This window comes from Hymenobacter sp. HD11105, from assembly GCF_054051685.1.
On the sequence record NZ_JBSWBR010000001.1, the window covers coordinates 1,031,475 to 1,050,319 of the forward strand.

The window sequence follows — 18,845 nt, forward strand, 5'->3', positions numbered from 1 at the left end:
GAAGGGCTCTGCTCTATTTGGTTTGCAGACGCTGACGCAGCACTTCAAACAACATAATGCCACTGGCCACCGACACATTCAGAGAGCCGATCTGGCCGGCCATCGGAATGCGAACTTTGTGGTCAGCCAGCCTTAGATATTCGGGCGAAATACCATCTTCTTCGCTACCCATCAGCACAGCTACGGGGCCAGTAAAGTCTACGGCGGCAGATTCGAGGCTGGTGTCGGCTTTTTCGGTACAAGCCACTACCTGCACGCCTGACTGCTGCAGAAAAGTGATGGTTTCCTTCAGGTTAGGCTCCCGACACACCGGAATCAGGTTGAGTGCGCCAGCCGAGGTTTTGAGCGCGTCACCGTTGATTTGGGCGGCGCCACGGCTTGGTACCACAATGGCATGCACGCCCAAGCATTCGGCATTGCGGGCAATGGCTCCGAAGTTCCGCACGTCCGTTACGCGGTCAAGTAAGAGCAGCAAAGGGGTTTTTCCAGCCTCAAATAAGCCTGCCAGGATACTATCGAGCGGGGCATAATCTATGGGCGAAACGAAGGCTACGGCGCCTTGGTGGTTTTTGCGGGTCAGGTCGTTAAGCTTCTCTAGCGGCACTAGCGACACGGGAATATTCGCGGCTTTGGCTAGCTCGGTTATTTCCTGAGTGATGCTGTTTTTGGTACCGCGCAGCAAGTATATCTTCTCTAGCGTCCGGCCCGCACTTAGTGCTTCCTGAATAGGGCGCAGCCCAAACAGCATATCAATGCTACGGTCGGCGGCCGGGCGGTGCGGGTAGCGCGGCTTATAGTCGGGCTTGCCCGCTGGGCTGCCTCCCCGACCGGCATCGGGCCGGTCACGGCGGGGCTCATGGCGGGTGCCATGTTCATCATAAAAAGTACGGCGCTGCTCGTTCAGCGGCCGGGACGGACGGTCGTCGGGGCTTTTCTCCATTGCTCCACGGCGGCATACCAAAGCATTTCGTGCTCAGGTCGGCGCACCAATTCATAGTGTTCGGGGGCAAAGGTACTGGGTTTGGCGCGGAACACATATGTGCTGGTGCCAACCTCTGGCTGACGGTAAAGCCACCGCTCCTCCGCACCCGTCCGATATACGACGTCGGGTGGCCCCATTACCACGTAAAGCATGCCCCGGTCGGTCATCCAACCTGCTTTATAACTCGAAAAAAGTCGGTTGGCGGCGGCCACCCGGCCGTAGTACGTGCGAATAAGCTGGCGCGCAGTCGCTTGTTGCCCATTGGCGGCGTCGAGCCAAAATTGATCTACGGCTTTCTTAGGAGAGGGCGCGTTGTACAGTTTTTTTCGCTCGATGGAAGAAGTAAGGTAGATAAGCGGCTGAATGAGGTCGGCGGCCGTGGTTACCTCCGGAAAGTTGTTTTCCTCTACCAGTAAGCTGCTCGCTGGCCCGCCGGCTCCGCTGGTGAGCAAGTACAAGCCCGCTCGCCCCAGGGCCACTAGCTGTACGGCCTGGAAGGTAAGTGAATCGCGGACGGCCAAGGTGCGTGCGGCCGGTGGCTGCCCGGCCGGATTGGTCATGGGGGGCAAAGCGGCGGAGAAATTGCTGTCGTAGCGCCGTAGTAGGCAGGGCTGTTCTAGGCCGTAAGTGCTTACTTCAAAGCCTTCGCCCGCGTGTACGTAGCGCCGGAGTAGCGGCACACCCACGGAGTCAACCAGCACAAAGGGCCGGGCCATGCGTTCATCCGTGAGTAAAATCCAGGCTTCATGGCCCGTATCATCGGCATCGGGGCCGGGCTGAATACTGAGCACTTGCCCGCTTCGCAGCTTGGCCATGGGTAGGCAAAATTCCAGGGAAGTCGTTATGCCTTCGCGCTTGGTGCGGCGGGCCAGTTGGGGAATGGTATCCTGCCAGAGCGGCTGTTGGGCGTCGTAGCTTGCCCAAGCCCGAATGCGTACGGGCTGCGCTGGACTCAGCACGTTGCCATCGGGAAAGCTTAGATACAGACGCAAGCTATCGGCTTCGCGGCGCGTATCAACGACTACCCGGCGGCCCGGCCGATACTGCCCGCTAAAGTCGCGGCGGGGCGCGGCGGGCCGGCCCGCTAATAGGCAAACAAGAATGAAAAGCAGCAAGTAAGAGCGTTTATTCATAGAAGTCGGCGTGGATTAACTTAACCAGCTTAAACGGATTTTGCTGGTGTGGACGCCATTGGTTTAACGGCTGAGCCTCGGTTTTAATTGGGAGATACTAAAAATGCCCCCCAGGTTGAGTCTGGGGGGCATTTTATACAGAAACGCTGCTTAATTCAAACGCGGGCTCGGTTAGCGCGGATAGTACTGGTTCAGCAGTTCCACCGCTTTGCTGGCGCGAGCCTGGTCGCCAATCTGCTCGGCGGCCTGATACACGCTTTGCAGGGTAAGCAGGTTGGTTTGAATCTCCATCTCAAACAAGCTGCTGTTATTGCGGGAGTAGTAGGCCAGCGCTTGCTGCGAGCGATTAGTCATCGTATCCAGAATGTCGGTGGCCTTTTTCCGCTCGCCCAGCGCTACCAACGGCCCCACAAACTGCGGCGTATAATAGTCGTAAGGAATAGACTTGTCAGGCATACTGGAGAAGGCCTTATCCAGCACCTGCTTGGCTTTTACTTTGTCGCCGGCCTCAAGATAGGCTTGTGTCAGGCGCGAGAACTTCTCGCGGTAGTTAGCTGGAAAGCGCAGGCTGTTCTCGTCGTAATAAACGTTCGGGTTATCAAGATTTCGGAAGGCAAACTTCTTCATCATGTTTTCGAACATGAGATCTTTCGCCACATACCCTTCATTGCCGCGCGGATCATAATCGGGGTCGCGCGCAGGCAGGATGCGATAGGCCATTCCTTCAAGCTGAAAGTAAGGCTGCAAGTTCATCATGTCGGAAGGCACGACGGTACTGGAGAAGTAAATGGGGCGCTGCCAGTTGTTGCTAGCCAGCATATCCAGAATCACCAGGTTTTTCTTCTCGATAGCGCCGCCGCCCATGCTCCACTCCATAGTGGAAACAAGCTGCTTGCGACGCTCAGCCGGAATGATGCCCGAGCGCATGACAGCCGCCGTATCGATAGGCAGGAAGAACTTCTTCGTGGGGAAAGACAGCAATGAGCGTCCGCTCTGCGTCTGTACTTGCAGTAACTGGCTATTCTCGTCAACAAGCTCAATGAACTCCTTCAGATTGACTTGCTGCACCGCCGGATTTTCCACGTAAGGCAGATAATCATTTGTGCCCTGCACGTAGTTCTGCGGCTTCATCGAAATAGGCAGCGGCTGCGACTTGTAAGCGCGGCGGCGCATCTGCTCAATGTACCAATCGGTGTTCAGATAGCTCAATACAGCCACACGCACGTCGGTTCGGATGCCTTCTACTTCCTGAGCGTACCAAAGCGGGAAAGTGTCATTGTCGCCGTTGGTGAACAAGATAGCATTAGGCGCCAATGAATTGAGTAGGTTTTTGGCCGAGTCTACAGAGCTATACCGGTCAGAGCGGTCGTGGTCGTCCCAGCCTTGGGCAGCCATGATGCCCGGGGCCAACAGGCCTATAGCCAAGGCTACACCCGCCCGCACCGTATCGGCTTTCAAAATGTTGCGCAACAGCTCAGCCAAGCCAATTACACCCAAGCCAATCCAGATAGCAAAAGCGTAGGTGGAGCCCGTGAATGTATAGTCACGCTCCCGCGGCTCGATGGGTGGCTGATTCAGGTACAGCACAATAGCTAAACCTGTGAACAGGAACAGCAAGCCAACGATAAACGCATTGCGACCGTCGCGCTGCGCGTGAAAGAATAAGCCAATCAAACCTAAAATTAGGGGAATGGCGAGGAAGTTATTGTGGGCTTTGCTATTGCCGATGCGAACCGGCAGTTCACTAGCGGGCGCGCTCGTTGGCCACACTACGCCGGCCTGCTGCACGTCGCTTTCGCGGCCCACAAAGTTCCAGAGGAAATAGCGCCAATACATGTGGCCCATCTGATAGCGGAACAAGAAAGCTAGGTTCTGACCCATGGTAGGCTTCACATCTTTCTGCACATCCACCCACTTTTGGTAGTAGCGAATGTGGTCAGGCTGGGGGCTGTAGAGGCGGGGCAAAAGCATTTTGTCCTCCGCCCGATAAATCGTCTCAAGGCGGCGCTCCGCAATTACATACTTGTCGCCCTCACGCACGTAGCGGGGTGCACCTTCAGTCTGGTCGATGGGTTGGGCGCTGAACTGCGGGCCGTAGAGCAAGGGCCGGTCGCCGTACTGCTCGCGCTTGAGGTAGCTCACGAAGGAAAGTACATCGTCGGGCTTGTTCTCGTCAATAGTCGGATTGAAACCAGAGCGAATCGGGACAATCAAATAGGAAGAGTAGCCAATGAGGATGAACACGAATACCAGCATACCCGTGTTTACAAGCTTGCTGCCTGTGCGGAAAGAGTAGCGAAAGCCAGCGTAAATAAAGCCTAGTAGCAGCAGCACGAAAATGATAACTCCCCAATTAAAGGGTAGCCCCACGGAGTTCACGAAGAACACCTCGAAGCCGCCAGCAATTGTGGGCAGGCCCGGTATAATACCTGCCAGGATAGAGCCGACAATGATCATGCTGATCGTCAGTGTCAAAATGCCCCCCAGCAACGTGGGATTAGTTGTGCGGCGGTAATAGTAGATAAAGCCTAGTGCCGGCAATGCCAACAGGTTGAGTAAGTGAACCCCAATTGACAGACCGATGATGTAGGCAATTAGAATCAGCCATTTATCGGAATCGGCCTGATGCGCGCGGTTTTCCCACTTCAGCATTATCCAGACGACGACAGCCGTACACAGTGACGACATGGCGTATACTTCGCCTTCCACAGCGTTAAACCAAAACGAATCGGAGAAGGCAAAGGCTAAGGCGCCTACCACACCCGCGCCGAGAATCAGCAGCGTCTGGCCAAAGGTGGGCTCCGAGTTGGGCTCTAAATTAGGAAGAGCACGGTGCAGCACTAGCTTCTTGGCTAGCATCGTGATGGTCCAGAACAGAAACAGCACCGTAAATGAGCTGCTCAATGCCGAGAGTGCATTCACCAGCACCGCTACTTTGGTCACGTCGCCGAAGGAAAACAGCGAGAAAATGCGGCCCAAAAGCAGGAAGGTGGGGGCTCCAGGAGGGTGCGGTACTAGTAGCTTGTACGAACAGGCAATGAACTCGCCGCAATCCCAGTAACTGGCCGTCGGCTCTAGGGTAATCAGGTAAGTAAGCGTGGCAATGGCGAATACGAGCCAGCCAACTAGGTTATTCAGACTTTTATAACGGTACATACTTGCTTGGTCAGAGAAGGGCCAAAAGTAGATAATAAATCCGGCCGCACCGCAGATTTGCCCCCCAACGTGCCTACAGTGGGTTTTAATGGACACAAAAAAAGCAGCTGAATAATTCAGCTGCTTTTGCCATAAAGCAATATCAGGGCTTGCGAACGACTACAGAGTTAGTTCTGCAATACCAGTCGCTTGGTGCTCACTACTTTATCGTTTACGACTAAGCTGTAGAAATACATGCCTGCCGGTAGATCAGAAAGATTCATTGCAATGCCAGAAGTGGCCAAATCGGGGCGCAGGGGTAGGGTGCGAACTTCGCGCCCGATGATGTTGCTGAGGCGTAGTTTGGAGTCGGGGGCCGGAGGCTGCGATAAGCTCACCATCACCATGCCACGCGCCGGATTAGGGTATACGCTGAGCGTGGGCATATTAAGCCGACTGTCCTGGGCGGGTGCGGCCGGCGTGCTTACAGCCTGTGCTGCCGATTTCTTGTTTGAGCCAGAAAACGGGCTGCGAAAGGCAAAAATGGTAGGTGCTGGTAGATTGCTAAAGGGGGTATGACGGAAAATACTAGTCGAGAACTCCGTGCGCAAGGGGGTAGTGAGGCGAGCCGTGCGGCTGCCTAAGCCCATCTGCAACTGCTGGCGTCCGCTATCGGCGGGTGGCTGGTAGAGGGGTGGGTGCACCGAAGTGGCCACCGCCGATAGCTGCGCCAAAACTAGCGTCAGCACTAATAACAAACGAGTAGAGATATACATGTTGAAGTAGCTAAATTGAGTACGGCCTCTAATAGAAGCCGTGCGACGATACAGAGGTAAAATGCCTCCTAGACTGTGTTTTGACTGCTTAAGACAAGCACCATGCCTGCTTCTGAATGCTGCCAATAGTTCAGCCATAGAGATACCACCTTAGATGCAAAGGTTGCAGGAAGGTTTATTGTTCAAATAAATTATTTCAATATAATCAAAAAAATAGATATTGTAGCTATTGAGAGTATTACTGCGTATTTATCTCACTAAATCATTTATAATCACTTTATTTGCTTTGGTGGGCTTAGGAAGGCAGGTATTTTATTTCCTGTAAACTGAACTGCCGAAGCTCTCCTGCTATTTCAACTTCAAGTTGGCCGGCATCATTTACTCCCCTTATCTGGCCCAGAATACGCCGTCCATCTACCTCGTAGGGGCATAAGGCTTGGGACCGGTACAAGGCGCTTAAGTAGGCTTGGCGCAGGCTAGCTACCTGCCCGGCCCGCAGTTGCAGATAGCGTCGCTCGAGGCATTCCAGCAAGTGAGAAGCCAAGGCCGGCAGGCCGTATTGGCGACCAGTCAGATAAGCCAGTGAAGTAGCCGTAGGTACGCCAAATTCACGTTGGTTTATATTTAAGCCCACTCCAACGATGCTAGATTGAATTTTAGGACCGTTTAGCGTGTTTTCAATTAAAATGCCCCCCAGCTTCTGTTCACCGAAAAAAATATCGTTTGGCCACTTCACCCGAAGCGCGGGGTCGGGGCCGAGCAAGCTGGTGGCCCAGTCATGAACGGCTAAGGCTACGGCTTGGCTGAGCTGAAACTGTTCGGGGGCGGCCAAAAACGTGGGACGCCAGACGACTGACAGCGTCAGGTTTTCGCCAGGCTGGGCTTCCCAGCGGTTGCCACGTTGGCCGCGGCCAGCCGTCTGTTTGTCGGTAATGACCACGCAGCCGTCGGTGGCGCGGTTTTGGCCAATTAAGCGCTGTGCCTCCGTGTTTGTAGAGGCACATTCAGGCAACCAGATTAGCTGTTGGCCCGTGAAGAGGGTTTGGGGGGAAATAACCACCGCCTGATTTTCTTACTTTGTGATTTCAAACCTAACAATACCCTATGAAAAGTACCCTGGTTCGGCAAGATTCGGACAGTTTGGCAGACGTGGTTGTGCGCGGCATGCAGGAGAAAAAGGCAGTTGACATTGTAGTGCTAAATCTTAAGGAACTTAAGAACGCCGTTGCCGATTACTTCGTTATCTGCTCCGCTTCCTCCGACACCCAGCTTGATGCTATTGCCCGCTCAGTAGAAGAAGAAGTAGAAAAGATAACCGGCCAGAATCCTTGGCAAACCGAAGGTCGCACCAACCGTGAGTGGGTGCTGCTTGACTACGTAGACGTAGTGGTGCACGTTTTTCTGCGCGACCGTCGTCAGTTCTACGCTCTGGAAGAGCTGTGGGGCGATGCCGATATAAAGTATTTAGAGGAGGAAAACGTTACTATTCCTAACGCAATGGGACCGAACAAATAGCGTAGGCGGCGTGTTCCGCCTTTGTCTTTCCCTGACATATCTTATTCATGCCAAATACAACACCCAAAAAGAAAAAGCCCATGCTGCCGACGCCTACGCCTCGGCCGAGCATGCAGCTTTTGGTGCTGGGCGGGTTGGTATTGTTCATCTTCGCGATGTTCTACTTCAACCGCAGCAACTCTACCGTCGACATCAATCAGCAGAAGTTTGAACAAATGCTGCTGGCTGGTGACGTGCGCGACGTTACACTCGTGAACGACCGGGCTGTAGAAGTAACGCTGAAGCCGGAAGCTGCCAAAAGCACCCGTTATAACACGGAGCTGGCTCGCCGTGGACCGCTTACGCTCGACCAAGGACCGCAGTTCGCGTTTCGGGTCGTGGATGGTAAAACCTTTAAAGAAGACCTTGACAAGATTCAGGCAAACTTGCCGCGCGAGCAGCAAGTGGGGCTGAATATTGACCAGCGTCAGGATGGCTATGGCCTGCTTTCAAGCTGGGGCCTTATCATTCTGTTAATGGTTGGTTTCTGGTTCCTGATGCGCCGCATGAGCGGCGCAGGCGGAGCCGGGGGGCAAATTTTCAACATCGGCAAGTCGCGCGCGGCCCTGTTTGAGGGTGGTGACAAGGTGAAGATCACCTTTAAGGACGTAGCCGGTTTGGAAGAAGCCAAAGAAGAAGTAGAAGAGATTGTAGAGTTCTTGAAGAACCCCTCGAAGTTTACGGTTTTGGGGGGCAAAATTCCGAAAGGCGCACTGCTTGTAGGTCCTCCCGGTACGGGTAAAACCTTGATGGCGAAAGCTGTAGCCGGCGAAGCCGATGTGCCTTTCTTCTCGCTTTCGGGTTCCGACTTCGTAGAAATGTTCGTGGGTGTAGGTGCTGCTCGAGTACGTGACTTGTTTAAGCAAGCCAAAGCCAAGGCACCTTGTATCATCTTCATCGACGAGATTGACGCCATTGGCCGTAGCCGCAGCAGCGGTAAGATGCCCGGTGGCAACGACGAGCGTGAGAACACGCTGAACTCCCTGCTGGTAGAAATGGACGGTTTCGGAACAGATTCTGGCGTTATTATCCTCGCTGCCACTAACCGCCCCGATACCCTTGACTCCGCATTGCTGCGTCCCGGTCGTTTCGACCGTCAGATCAGTATTGACAAGCCCGACATCAATGGCCGCACCCAGATTTTCCAGGTGCACTTGAAGCCCTTGACTTTGGGCCCTGATGTGGATGCGCGCAAGCTAGCTGCTCAAACGCCTGGTTTTGCTGGCGCTGAAATAGCCAACGTTTGCAACGAGGCCGCTCTTATTGCCGCTCGCCGCGACAAGAAGATGGTAACGATGCAGGACTTCACCGACGCCGTTGACCGCGTAATTGGTGGCTTGGAGAAGAAGAACAAGATTATTTCGCCCAACGAGAAGCGTATTGTTGCCTACCATGAGGCTGGCCACGCTATTGCTGGTTGGTTCTTGGAGCACGCTGACCCGTTGGTGAAAGTAAGTATTGTTCCGCGTGGTGTAGCAGCATTGGGTTATGCTCAATATCTGCCCCGCGAGCAGTTCCTATACAACACGGAGCAGCTCACTGATGAGATGTGCATGGCTCTTGGTGGCCGCGCTGCCGAAGATCTAGTATTCGGTAAAATCTCGACTGGTGCGCTGAGCGACTTGGAGCGTATTACCAAGATGGCGTACAGCATCGTGACTATGTATGGTATGAACGAGAAGCTAGGCAACATTTCCTTCTATGATTCGAAGGGACAAAACGAGTACGGCTTCAACAAGCCTTATTCTGAAGCGACTTCACAGATGATTGACGAGGAAGTGCGGACCATCATCTCTGATGCTTATGAGCGCACGAAAGCGCTGCTTACCGACCGTCGTCATGAACTGGAAATTGTAGCGAAAGAGCTGCTGGAAAAAGAAGTGCTGCTACAAGACGACTTAGAGCGTCTGGTAGGTAAGCGTCCTTACGATACTCAGACTAGCTACCAGGCCCATATGGCCGGCACCGACCGCAGCGAAACCCTGAGTGAGCGCAAAGGTGAGCACGCCATTCCGCTAAGCGACGACCTGCCCGAAAGCAACTTGCCTGGCTTGGATTTCGGTCCTGATGGCAATAGCAATGAAGGTCGTCAGGATACCCCAGTTGGCACTACGCTCTAGGGGCATTTGTAGTAACAGCCACAAAAAAGCCAGTCTGTTTCTAGACTGGCTTTTTTGTGGCTGTTACTTTCTAGAATAAGAGAGCAGAATTGATTCACGTTTATTTCAAGCCTTTAACATTTGTGTAGGTCTTATCATTTTTTTGCCCGATGCGCACAATGTGACGCTGAAAGTCTTTGGGGTCATTTAATACCATATAAAATTCTTCTAAATACTTGGTAGCAAAGACTTTCTCTTGCTGAGTAAGGTATGGGCACAAGAGATAAACTTTATACATATCTCCGCGCCGCGAGTTGAATAGGTTACGCACGTCGTCATACATTTCTGGGGTGAAGCTGTAACCTCTGAACAGGCGCTCCCTCACGGAAGTAATGCCGAGTTGTGCGGGAGGCACCGCATACGGAGCCATCACCAAACCAGAGTAGTCGAAATCGTAAGGGACCGGAATGGGTTTAGCCTGCTGGTTCAGCATCAGCATTCGAGTGTTGTGCCGATAAGGTACTGACCAATCCGTATTGCCAATCATGTATTGGAAGACAGCCATGGTGGCCATTGCTTTCGGCTCCATGTGTTGCATGCCTATAAAGAAAGGCTTCGGAACAATGGTTGCCTGACTGCGCAGGGCCATAGCTTTGGCATCTTCCAGAAAGAAGGCATAGTACACCATTGCTTTGCCCTTGCGCCTAGTATCCTGATAAGTGATGCGACACAATCGGGCCCGGAAGCTCTTATCAGTCAAAATATTGTAGAGCTTGTACACCAGATACTCTCGTAGTGTATAGGTGTCTTCCAGGCAATGCGTGGTGAGTTTTAGCTCATCTACTTTCCCAAAAATGCTGCTTTCTACTAATTGCGGGGGAAACTTCACCAGCAGCGGTGGAAATCGACATACAGCAGGGTCTTTGCGCCGGTTGCCGCGGACTTTTACCTGAACATCCATCGTTTTTGGTGTAGCGCTGGAGTCGCGGTAAGTGAGAAGGGCTGAGTGGAAAACGGGCGCATCGCCGCGGTCAGCAAGGATCTTGTCCAGTGGCAGCGTGAGGGTAAGCTCGACTAGTTCTTGCTTGCTAAAGAATGAGCTATCGTTGGGGACGGCGTACAGCTGTTCCTGGTTGCCGGCCGGTGCAGATAACGGCGGACAAATCAGCAGGCTTAGGCTTGCCAGAACCGATAGAAGTCGGATCGTCACGGCGAAACGCCATCGTATAACTACCGTTTTTGGATAGACGGTTTAAAAAGGCGCCCCAACGGTAGCACGAAAGTAGTTTTCGTTTGAGAGCATAATGAAAGTAGCTAAAGATCAGCGCTTAAACAAGCTTTCAAGCACCTTTCCTTGACCCTGTTCGAAGCGAAATCCTAGCAAATAGGCTACTGTGGAGGGAATATCTAATAAGGTATGATGCTCGGTTTGAGTAAGACCTTTTTTGAAGTCGGGCCCCAAGGCAAGCAGACTAATATGACGGCACCCTTCGCAGTCGTCACCATGATCAACGAAGCCCGTGCCGATGCCGTCGAGGTGGCGGCCGTGGTCATTCGTGATGAACAGGGCCGTGTTGTTTCTATATGACTTGCTCTGTTGCAAGAATTCATACAGCTGTGCTACGTACTGATCATCACGCGTTATCCCCCGCAGATAGTTATCCCAATTATTAGCGTGGGCGTAGCCATCAGGCTCCATAAAATTGATCAGCACCAGATTGGGCTTGTGCTGCGTCAGTATCCGCTTGACGGCTACCAGAGTCAGCGAATCGGCGCGGTAGCCGCTGCCAGGTCCACTTATGCCACAATCGACGGAAGGCTGATATTGATCCTTCCATTCTGGATGTTGGGTATTAGCTAGAATGTGCAGCTTGTCTTTGCTGCTAATCAGCCAAGCAGCCGTTGCGCGCTTACCAGTGGCTTTGCGCCAGTATTGAAAAATGGAGGGCAGCTGCGGCAGTTCTGCCTCGAAATTGTCGATTGGTTGATTTATTCCCGTGGTAATGGCAGCGTGCCCGGAGTTGGTATAAGTAAATCCGTCGTTGTAAAAGCTGGAAAAGAACACACCTGCGGGCTTCAGCTTCGAGGCCATATTAGGGATTATGCCAGGAGTGTTGCCCCAGGTTTCAGAATAGCGAGGCCCATCGATGACGACGATAATGACGTTTTTGGTCAGAAGCCGTTTTTTGGGAGGCAGGGGCGTAAACGAGAATATAACCAGCAACCAAAGGCTAAGCACATACTTTAACCGACTACTGCCGATACTATAGCGGCTCCACCGCCCAGGAGTTGTGAATAAGGCCATAATACGTGGCTGAAATAGCAATTTTACATTTAATAGATCTGAGCAGTAAATTGATGGCGAACTATATATAACTGATAATCAATATATCAAATAATCGCCACTTGTCCTACAGAGAATAAGGCGTTGCTTGGTTTGACTCTGCTACCTTTGCCTATCATGTCTGATACCTCCCGCGACCGTATGCTGCGCCGCATCCGTGAGGCGCTGCTGCAACCGGCGCCTCAGCCGGCTGCTCCCGATTTTTCTGCTCCGCTGCATCCACCGATAGCCGGCGATCTGGCCATACACTTCGCCCAGAGCTTTGTGCGGGTCGGGGGGGCATTTTATTATTGCGAATCGGAGGAGCACTTCTACGACCAGCTGTTTGCTTACAAAAAAGATAAGCAGCTCGATAACCTGTTTGTGTGGGAGCCCGAGCTGAAAAAGATGCTGCACGCAGGTGGCGTGGCTTACAGCGGCGACGAAACCAACTTTATCAAGAAGGCGGATGCGGGCTTAACTACCTGTGAAGCCCTTGTAGCCCGCACTGGCAGCATACTGGTAAGTGCAGCATCGGCGGCCGGCCGACGCCTCAGCATTTACCCCGACCAGCATCTGGTGTTGGCCCGCACCTCGCAAATTGTGCCTGATATTGGTGATGCACTCAGCGTGGTAACCGCGCGCTATAGCGACCGGCTGCCGTCCATGGTTTCGCTGACCACAGGGCCCAGCCGCACGGCTGATATTGAAAAAACGTTGGTGCTCGGGGCGCATGGTCCGCGTAGCCTCGTGTTGTTTTTGTTGGATGACGCGCCCCTTGCAACTACCTGACCTAGCGCTGCCGCCCGGCCGCAAAGTGTATTTCGCCTCCGATTTCCACCTCGGTGCCCCTGACGCCGCCAGCTCAGCCGCCCGGGAGCGCCGTATCGTGCGCTGGCTCGATACCGTGGCCCAAGATGCTGGCGCCATTTATCTGCTGGGCGACATTTTTGACTTCTGGTTTGAGTACCGCCACGCCGTGCCGCGCGGATTTATTCGCCTTCAGGGCAAGCTAGCTGAACTCACCGACGCCGGCTTGCCGGTGACTTTCTTCACGGGCAACCACGATATGTGGATGTTCGACTACTTTACCAAAGAGCTGAACATTCCCATTCTGCGCCACCCGGTAAGCCAGCGCATTGGCAATCAGCTATTTCATATTGGCCACGGCGACGGCCTTGGCCCGAAGGACTACACCTATAAAGTGCTTAAGCGCATTTTTGCTAGTCCCGTATCTCAGTGGCTTTTTGCGCGCTTGCATCCTAATTTTGGTATCGGTTTGGCCAACCAGTGGAGCCGGCGCAGCCGCATTCAAAACGCGGCGGCTGATGAAAAGTATTTTGGCGAGGACGAATGGTTGCTAGTGTATTGCCGCGAGCTAGAGCAGCGCCACCACCACGACTACTACGTTTTTGGTCATCGTCACCTGCCGCTTGATGTGGCCGTGGCGCCCGGTAGCCGCTATTTAAACTTGGGTGAGTGGGTCAATTATTGCTCCTACGCCTCGTATGATGGACAGCAGTTGGCTTTGCAACACTTTGAGCAGTAGAAGTCTGGGGGGCAAATATGTCGCTCTGCTTGGTGCCTTGCTATTGCTAGCCCCCAATCTGTACGCGCAGACCACCGCACCCGCTGCCGGCTCGGTAGCGCCGCCCGCTCGCACCGCTCCTGATTCCGTCAACAAAGGAAAAATTGCCCCCCAAAGTACCCCTACCGCCGCCAACGGCTGGACCTTAGTGCGCACTATCAGCCTGCGGGGCACGGGAGCGGCTTCGCTTGATCGGCGGGGCAATTTGTATGTGGCCGATGGGCAGGACAACATTCACCAATATGGCCCCGATGGGCAGCCGCTGAACGTGTACTCGCCGCCCTTGCCGGGCCACACCGCCCAACTCGAGGCTTGGAACGTGTCTAAAATTATGGCCTTTTACGACGACCGCCAGGAGATACGCCTGCTCGATCGGTTTCTGGCTCCCATTACTCAACTCCGGCTCGGAGATTACTTCGACGGTATGGTGCGGGTAGCTACGCTGGCCCCTGATGATAAGCTTTGGCTGCTCAACGAGAGCGACCTGACCCTGCGCCAGTTTGACCCCGCGCCCCAGCGCTTCGGCCAAACTACGCCTCTGGATTTGATCATTGGCCGAAGCAAGCCCGACTTCCGCTTCCTGCGCCAATACCAAAACAACCTCTACCTCGTCGACCGCAACAGCGGAATTTATGTGTTCGATAACCTCGGCAACTACCGCAAGAAACTGCCCTTTGCTGGTTTAACTACGGTAGGTTTTCGCGGCGACGAACTATATTACCTGACGAATAGAGTTCTACATTTCTTTCAGCTATACACGTTGGCTGAGCGCACGCAGGCACTGCCGAGTGCTCCGGCCGGTGTTCAGCAAGTGCTGATAGGGGAGCAGTTTGCTTATCTGCTGACGCCTGCGGCGGTATTGGTGTATAAACTTTAAAACTAAGAGCCTAAGCTGCTTACATAAGTAACCTTTCTGCTTTTTCAGGAAGGTTTTTTTGTGACTGTGCCCGACCCTTTCCCATCCCAGTTGGGGTAACCTCATCCGGAGCCTGCCCGTTAAGCCTACAAGTACCCTGGGCGCTTGGCGCCGCTTTCTGCTCTTTTTCCAAAACCAAACCTATCATTATGAAAGCACTCGTGTATCACGGGATGAAAGACGTTCGCGTTGACAACGTGGATGATCCCCAAATTGAAGAGGCCCGCGACGCTATTATCCGCGTAACCAGCACCGCCATTTGCGGCTCTGACCTGCACATTTATAATGGTGGCATTCCCCAGCCCCGCCCCATGGTGCTTGGCCACGAGTTTATGGGCATAGTGGAGGAAGTAGGGAAAGGCGTTGGTAACCTCAAGCGCGGCGACCGGGTGGTAGTGCCCTTTCCCATTGCTTGTGGCACATGCTTCTTCTGTAATCACGAGTTGCCTGGCCACTGCGAAAACTCCAACCCCGACCATTATGGCCCCGAAGGTGGCGTAGCTACCGAAAAAGGTGGTGCCCTGTTTGGCTACACCGATTTGTATGGTGGCTACAATGGCGGGCAAGCAGAGTACGTGCGCGTGCCTTATGCTGATTTTGGCCCCCGCAAAATTCCGGACAGCCTTACCGACGAGCAGGCGCTGTTTCTAACAGACATTTTCCCTACAGGCTATTCTGGTATCGACTGGGCTGAGGTGAAAGGTGGCGAGTTTGTGGTCATTTTTGGGGCTGGACCGGTAGGTATTATGGCCGCCAAATCGGCGTGGTTGCGCGGTGCGGCCCGCGTGCTCATTGTTGACCCGCTAGAATATCGCTTGGATAAAGCTCAGCAGACTGCCAATTGCGAAGCCCTGGTGTGGCACGATTACAAGCAGGTAGTGGAAGTAATCCGCGAACTGACCGGCGGCCGAGGTGCCGATGTGTGTGTAGAGGCAGTCGGCTTTGAGCCAATTCGGACCTTAGCTGACCGTGCTAAGGCCGTTATCAACTTCGAAAAGGGCTCCGTGAAGGTGTTGGAAGCCTGCATGAGCGCGGTGCGTCGGGGCGGTATTGTCACGGTGCTAGGCGTGTACGGCTCGCCTTATGACAACTTCCCCGTGCATCAGTTCTTCGATAAAGGAATTACCCTGCGTGGTGGCCAAGCTCCAGCCCACAAGCACATCGACAAGCTGCTCCAATATGTAGTAGATGGCAAAGTGAAGCTCGATGACATCATCACGCACAGCCTGCCCCTTAGCGAGGCGGCCCATGGCTACGATATTTTTCGCAATAAGAAAGACAACTGTGTGAAAGTGGTGCTCAAGCCTTAATCTGGTAAAGCAGTTGATTATTCTAAAAGCGCCTGTCACTCATGACAGGCGCTTTTTCGGTAGAAGGGAGGCATATGCGGGCTTAGTAGCTAATCGTACTCAATAGCTATTGGGACTCAAAGTAACCCAGTCTTTATTTTGCAAGATGTTGATAGTCAATCATTTGATGTAAAATTTGAACATCGAAGCGCTGACTGGATTCTGGTTATATTTGGTCACAGATCTTAATTATAACTAGGCTGCGGTTGCTGCCATTTTATACGTTCAGTGAATGGGAAAACACTACGGAGCTAGCGTGGCGAGATTGGGGGGCAAAATGCAGCTGTGGCTGTTGTGTTTGCTGTGCTTACCAGCCTTAAGTCAGGCGCAGGATCGTGCGTTGGTCCTATCCGCAGAGCAGATGAAGTTGGCGCCGCCGCTTCGCTCTGATGCCGTACGACCGGCTTCTAAAGCGTATCGAGTTAGTGTTAAGTCGGCCGCAGAGTTTAATGCCTGGATGCGCCAGCACCTGTCTACTGTGCGTATCATGCAGCATACGGCCCCCGGTGGTTCCTTCACACTATCCGGCGTGAATGACCGTCAGCTAACTAGGTTGCTGGCGTGTCCCTGGGTCACTTTTGTGGATGTGCCTAATCGGCGGGCTCACGAAGAACGTCCCCTGAACAACTCAGATCTAAACGCCAACAACATTACTCCCCTGCATACTCGTTTTCCCAGCCTGTCTGGTAAGGGTATGACGGTATCGGTAAAGGAGCGACCTTTTGACCCAGCCGATATTGATTTTCGGGGCAGGGTGGTGGCCGCTGCCGGCCCAGCGCAAACGGCCTCGGCCCACGCTACGGCTATGGCTACGCTTATTGCGGGCGGCGGCAACTCAGCCCCTTCCGGCAAAGGCGCTGCCTGGCAGGCCCGGCTAGCTACTGCCGATTTTGCCGAGCTGTTGCCCGACGATGGCGCCCAGCTAACCCAAGCGGGCGTGTCGGTTCAAAACCATTCGTACGGCGTCGCTATAGAGAACTATTATGGGCTGGAAACTCGTGCTTACGATGCGCATGCTACGCAGTATCCGCAGCTGCTGCACGTGTTTTCCTCCGGCAATGATGGCATCAAGACTAGCCCCACTGGCCCCTACGCCGGCTTGCCGGGCGTGGCGAACTTGACCGGTCAGTTCAAGATGTCGAAGAATACGTTGAGCGTGGGTGCCACCGATGGGCGTGGTCAGGTGGTCCCGCTCAGTTCGCGCGGACCCGCCTACGACGGACGGGTGAAACCAGAACTCGTGGCCTACGGGGCTGATGGTTCATCCGACGCGGCGGCGCTGGTATCGGGTGTGAGCTTGCTGGTGCAGCAAGCTTATAAAGAGCAGTTGGGGGGCAATTTGCCCCCCGCCGCTCTCGTGAAAGCAGTGTTGCTGAATAGCGCCAACGACGCCGGCCGTCGCCACGTCGATTTTGTTAGCGGCTATGGGCAAGTTGATGCGCTGGGGGCGGTACAAACGGTGCGGGAACGGCGGTTTTTTACTAATGCCGTTACGCAAAACACCGAACAAGTATTCACCATCACGGTGCCCACCGGCAGCCCAGAGTTGAAAGTAACCTTGGCCTGGCACGACCCCGCCGCCGCTCCGGATGCCAATCAGGCCCTCATCAACGATTTGGACCTAGAACTGGTCCGGCGCACTACCGCGCAGCGCTGGCAGCCGTGGGTATTGAATTCGTATCCTCATCTAGATTCACTGGCCCAACCGGCACGCCGTGGCCCCGACCATCTCAACAACGTAGAGCAGATAACGGTGACTGCACCCCAGCCCGGCGTGTACGAGGTACGCGTGCGCGGCTTTCGGGTGCCGCAAGGGCCCCAAACGTTCAGCGTAGCCTACGAGGTTGGAGAGGCTGGTTTTGCTTGGCATTATCCCGCGGCGGGCACAGCATTCCAAGCCGGTAGCACCCAAGACTTACGCTGGCACTGGGGCGGTCCGCCTACTACGGCCCGGCTTGAGTACCAAGTAGTAGGTCAAACATCCTGGCAGCTACTCAACCCCACGGTAGACCTAGCCCTAGGCTATACCGCCTGGACAGCTCCCAACGCAGCTACGGTGGCGCAGCTGCGGCTCGTAACGGCTACGGATACGTACTTGACGGAGAGTTTTGTGCTGCATTCGCCCTTGCGCTTACGGGTTGGCTACGCCTGCCCTGAGGAAGCCTTACTTTATTGGTCGCCTGAGCCCGGTGCCACTGCCTACCAGCTGTATCGCCTGGGCGCAGCTGGCTTGGAGCCCTGGCGCCGCACCGCCGATACGGTAGCTATTGTCACTCAAGATGAGCTTGGGGCGCGCTATTTCGCTGTTAGCCCGGTTCTGGGGGGCAAATTAGGTGCGCGCAGCCCCAGCGTGGAGTACAGCCAGCAAGGCACGGGCTGCTATGTGCGCGCGTTCATTCCGCGCCAAGCAGTAACCGACACCGTATTGCTTGATCTTGAGATCGGCACCATCTTCGGCCTGACCAGTATGCACTTGGAGCGGGAAACTCCCGATGGGAGCTTCGAAACACTGCAAAGTCTCGGCCCCGTGCAGGAGTTGCGCTTTGCTCTGAATGACCCGGCGCCGTACTCCGGCCTCAACCGCTACCGAATCCGGTTGAATACGGCTGGGGGGCAAATTATTTATAGCCAAGTAGAAGAAGTGCAGTATACCCTTCTGGGCGAGCTACTAGCGTATCCCAACCCGGTGCAAGCCGGTGAGCGCCTACAGCTCATCACTGGGGCCAGCGGCTCCGTTCAAATTCAGCTCTATGACATGATGGGTCGGCTGGTGCGCGAGACTACCGCTACTGGCACCATCAATACCCTGGATACCATTGGTCTGCGCAGCGGCACTTACTTAGTACGAGTAACGCCCGAAAGCAGCCGCACCATCACCCGGCGCATTATAGTATACTAAAATGCGCCCAGTGAGGCTTCTGCTCAAAACGCAAACAGCCCCGACTAGTTGAGTCGGGGCTGTTTGTTGGCATCCGTTCATGCACTTGTAA

Annotated in this window: 14 protein-coding genes; 7 read left to right on the plus strand and 7 right to left on the minus strand. The window is 54.2% G+C overall.

The features are described from left to right. Window positions 1-13: 13 nt before the first annotated feature. The 5 genes from rlmB to ACW9KT_RS04640 form a co-directional block, all read right to left on the minus strand. Entirely contained in the window at window positions 14-940 is a 927-nt protein-coding gene (gene rlmB / locus ACW9KT_RS04620; protein WP_457078194.1) for a 23S rRNA (guanosine(2251)-2'-O)-methyltransferase RlmB, read from the minus strand. Further along, the gene (locus tag ACW9KT_RS04625; RefSeq protein WP_457078195.1) at window positions 901-2,115 is read right to left on the minus strand and encodes a GWxTD domain-containing protein; all 1,215 of its coding nucleotides are present in this window, start codon (window positions 2,113-2,115) and stop codon (window positions 901-903) included. The genes rlmB and ACW9KT_RS04625 overlap by 40 nt, the downstream gene beginning before the upstream one ends. 171 nt (window positions 2,116-2,286) lie before the next feature. Then, entirely contained in the window at window positions 2,287-5,271 is a 2,985-nt protein-coding gene (locus ACW9KT_RS04630; RefSeq protein WP_457078196.1) for a glycosyltransferase family 117 protein, read from the minus strand. Between the two features lie 167 nt (window positions 5,272-5,438). Continuing rightward, window positions 5,439-6,026, minus strand: coding sequence for a T9SS type A sorting domain-containing protein (locus tag ACW9KT_RS04635; protein ID WP_457078197.1), 588 nt, complete (start codon window positions 6,024-6,026; stop codon window positions 5,439-5,441). A gap of 295 nt (window positions 6,027-6,321) precedes the next feature. Beyond that, window positions 6,322-7,086, minus strand: coding sequence for a biotin--[acetyl-CoA-carboxylase] ligase (locus ACW9KT_RS04640; RefSeq protein WP_457078198.1), 765 nt, complete (start codon window positions 7,084-7,086; stop codon window positions 6,322-6,324). Between the two features lie 44 nt (window positions 7,087-7,130). Here ACW9KT_RS04640 and rsfS point away from each other — a divergent pair, with 44 nt between their 5' ends. Both rsfS and ftsH read left to right on the plus strand, forming a co-directional pair. Continuing rightward, a complete protein-coding gene (gene rsfS, locus ACW9KT_RS04645) occupies window positions 7,131-7,541 on the plus strand; it encodes a ribosome silencing factor (RefSeq protein WP_457078199.1) in 411 nt (136 codons plus the stop codon). A gap of 47 nt (window positions 7,542-7,588) precedes the next feature. Continuing rightward, a complete protein-coding gene (gene ftsH / locus ACW9KT_RS04650) occupies window positions 7,589-9,700 on the plus strand; it encodes an ATP-dependent zinc metalloprotease FtsH (RefSeq protein WP_457078200.1) in 2,112 nt (703 codons plus the stop codon). A 100-nt stretch (window positions 9,701-9,800) separates the two neighbouring features. On the opposite strand, the gene ACW9KT_RS04655 is transcribed toward ftsH, so the two are convergent. After that, the gene (locus ACW9KT_RS04655; protein ID WP_457078201.1) at window positions 9,801-10,889 is read right to left on the minus strand and encodes a hypothetical protein; all 1,089 of its coding nucleotides are present in this window, start codon (window positions 10,887-10,889) and stop codon (window positions 9,801-9,803) included. A 111-nt stretch (window positions 10,890-11,000) separates the two neighbouring features. Beyond that, window positions 11,001-11,984, minus strand: coding sequence for a sulfatase-like hydrolase/transferase (locus tag ACW9KT_RS04660; RefSeq protein WP_457078202.1), 984 nt, complete (start codon window positions 11,982-11,984; stop codon window positions 11,001-11,003). 156 nt (window positions 11,985-12,140) lie between these two features. Between ACW9KT_RS04660 and ACW9KT_RS04665 the strand changes: the two genes are divergently transcribed. The 5 genes from ACW9KT_RS04665 to ACW9KT_RS04685 all read left to right on the plus strand — a co-directional run bounded on the left by ACW9KT_RS04665 (window position 12,141) and on the right by ACW9KT_RS04685 (window position 18,754). Continuing rightward, window positions 12,141-12,794: a LutC/YkgG family protein gene (locus tag ACW9KT_RS04665; RefSeq protein WP_457078203.1), complete on the plus strand. Its 654-nt coding sequence runs from the start codon at window positions 12,141-12,143 to the stop codon at window positions 12,792-12,794. Then, window positions 12,769-13,551: a UDP-2,3-diacylglucosamine diphosphatase gene (locus tag ACW9KT_RS04670; protein WP_457078204.1), complete on the plus strand. Its 783-nt coding sequence runs from the start codon at window positions 12,769-12,771 to the stop codon at window positions 13,549-13,551. The genes ACW9KT_RS04665 and ACW9KT_RS04670 overlap by 26 nt, the downstream gene beginning before the upstream one ends. Next, on the plus strand, window positions 13,511-14,467 hold the full coding sequence (locus tag ACW9KT_RS04675) for a hypothetical protein (RefSeq protein WP_457078205.1): 957 nt from the start codon (window positions 13,511-13,513) through the stop codon (window positions 14,465-14,467). Before ACW9KT_RS04670 ends, ACW9KT_RS04675 begins: the two co-directional genes overlap by 41 nt. A 188-nt stretch (window positions 14,468-14,655) precedes the next feature. Next, window positions 14,656-15,816 (plus strand): zinc-dependent alcohol dehydrogenase, encoded by a 1,161-nt coding sequence (locus tag ACW9KT_RS04680; RefSeq protein ID WP_457078206.1) that lies wholly within the window; start codon window positions 14,656-14,658, stop codon window positions 15,814-15,816. 271 nt (window positions 15,817-16,087) lie between these two features. Further along, window positions 16,088-18,754 (plus strand): S8 family serine peptidase, encoded by a 2,667-nt coding sequence (locus ACW9KT_RS04685; protein ID WP_457078207.1) that lies wholly within the window; start codon window positions 16,088-16,090, stop codon window positions 18,752-18,754. Window positions 18,755-18,845: the final 91 nt, after the last annotated feature.